The organism is Oleiphilus sp. HI0079 (assembly GCF_001635105.1).
This window is the reverse complement of the sequence record NZ_LWFT01000865.1, coordinates 1-1,732: the sequence shown is the minus strand read 5'-3', so window position 1 is coordinate 1,732 and position 1,732 is coordinate 1. Positions and strand designations below refer to the sequence as shown.

Annotated in this window: 3 protein-coding genes; 2 read left to right on the top strand and 1 reads right to left on the bottom strand. The window is 46.9% G+C overall.

Going from position 1 to position 1,732, the window contains the following annotated elements:
* Positions 1-638 (bottom strand): hydroxyacylglutathione hydrolase (gloB, locus tag A3750_RS16190; protein WP_068548443.1); only part of this gene is annotated, 638 nt, incomplete at its 3' end.
* Between the two features lie 105 nt (positions 639-743).
* Between gloB and A3750_RS16185 the strand changes: the two genes are divergently transcribed.
* Positions 744-1,541 carry a class I SAM-dependent methyltransferase gene (locus A3750_RS16185; protein WP_082863058.1) on the top strand — a complete coding sequence of 266 codons (798 nt, stop codon included), beginning with the start codon at positions 744-746 and terminating at the stop codon, positions 1,539-1,541.
* Positions 1,542-1,546: 5 nt separating this feature from the next.
* A partial coding sequence (locus A3750_RS16180; protein WP_304440200.1) for an RNase H family protein occupies positions 1,547-1,732 on the top strand: 186 nt, incomplete at its 3' end.

The window sequence follows — 1,732 nt, the reverse complement described above, 5'->3', positions numbered from 1 at the left end:
AAGCTTGTCGGAATCGTACTCTGATTACCGCTACGCAAAGATTCGCATTTAGAATTGTACTCATGCAAATCTTGGTTGCTGGGCATGAGTGTTTTCGCAAAGGCGAGGTTGGATAGCGTGTATTCATGAGCGCAGTAGATGTCTGTCGAATCCGGTAGCAATTTGAATTTCTCGAGAGAGTGCAGCATCTGTTCGGCGGTGCCTTCGAAAAGTCGACCGCACCCACCTGAAAACAAAGTGTCTCCTGAAAATAAGCGCGGGCGATTGTCGAGCACTGTGAGAAACGCAATGTGGTCGAGAGTATGGCCGGGAACTTCAATAACGCGAAATTCCAAACCAAGTAATGTGAAGCAATCCCCTTCGACATGTTCATGTTCAACGCCAGCATAACGTGATTCTTTAAATCCAATGACCTTGGCGCTCGGGAATACTTGTTTTAGGCGTTCTATTCCCCCAACGTGGTCAGGATGATGGTGTGTGACTAATATGGCATCAAGCGATAATTGGTGCTGTTTTAAATGCTCCAACACGGGTTCAGCTTGACCAGGATCCACGACGATCGCAGTTTTAGCATCCTGAATACACCAGATATAGTTGTCGACAAATGCTGGTATTGCTTCAATCGTGATGGTGCCCATTTGCATCTCTCGTTTTTCTAGCTTCTGTTAGTTTTTGAAACTACGAGTATACTGCTTAAAGCATCCGATTTGCCTTACGCTTCCGAAACCTTTTAGGACGATACGATGTACCACAACGACTTCTTTCAAGAGAAAGATCAGGCTTCTTCTTTCATGGCTACTCAAAAAGAGCTGGAAGATTGGTTTCAATCAGCTATTGGACGGTCGTTGTTGGCGAATCAACGGCAGCGCCTGGGGAAGTTAGTTGAGCGATGTTATGGGTTTCACCAAGCTGAAATAGGTGTCTCACATCGAATCCCTGTTGGTAATGCAAGTGGCTTGGGTCATGGTTTCTATGTTGTACCAAGGGCTGAACCTGACATGCCTGAAAATACTGTAGTGTCACTGAGCACTGAGTTAGCTTTAGATCATGATTGCGCAGACATGGTTATTCTTCATCACGCTCTTGATTTTAGTGCAGACCCGCATCAAACGCTTAGAGAGGCTGCTCGGATTCTAAAGCCCTCTGGTCACCTTGCTCTTGTGGGCTTCAACCCGCTTAGTTTATGGGGAGTGCTGAAGCTTTGTAATCGCTCGTCAAGAGGCCTTTGGCGCAACCGTTTTATCTCGGGTCATAGAGTGTCCGACTGGTTAAATCTTCTCGATTTTAAGGTCGATACCATGCGTTACTATTTCTATGCGCCGCCGATAAATCATCCTAGTACTGCAAGCAGGTTTGGTTGGATCGAGAGTATACTCAACTCCAAAGTGCCTTTGGGAGCCTACTACGTTATCATGGCGCAAAAACAGCAAGGGGCGAGGATCAACCTACGCCGTTCTTGGCGTAAACCGGCAAAAGTTATTGGTATTCCGGTCGCCGGTCGCGCCTCCCGTACTATTTTGGATGATCATTCCGACAGTTAAATTTTATGGCAGCAGAGATAGAGATTTATACAGATGGCGCGTGTAAGGGCAATCCAGGTCCAGGGGGTTGGGGTGCACTGTTGTTGAGTGGACAGCATCGCAAGGAGATTTATGGCGGGGAGCTGGAAACAACAAACAATCAGATGGAGCTAAAGGCCGCCATAGAGGGTCTTAGAGCCTTAAAAAACCCA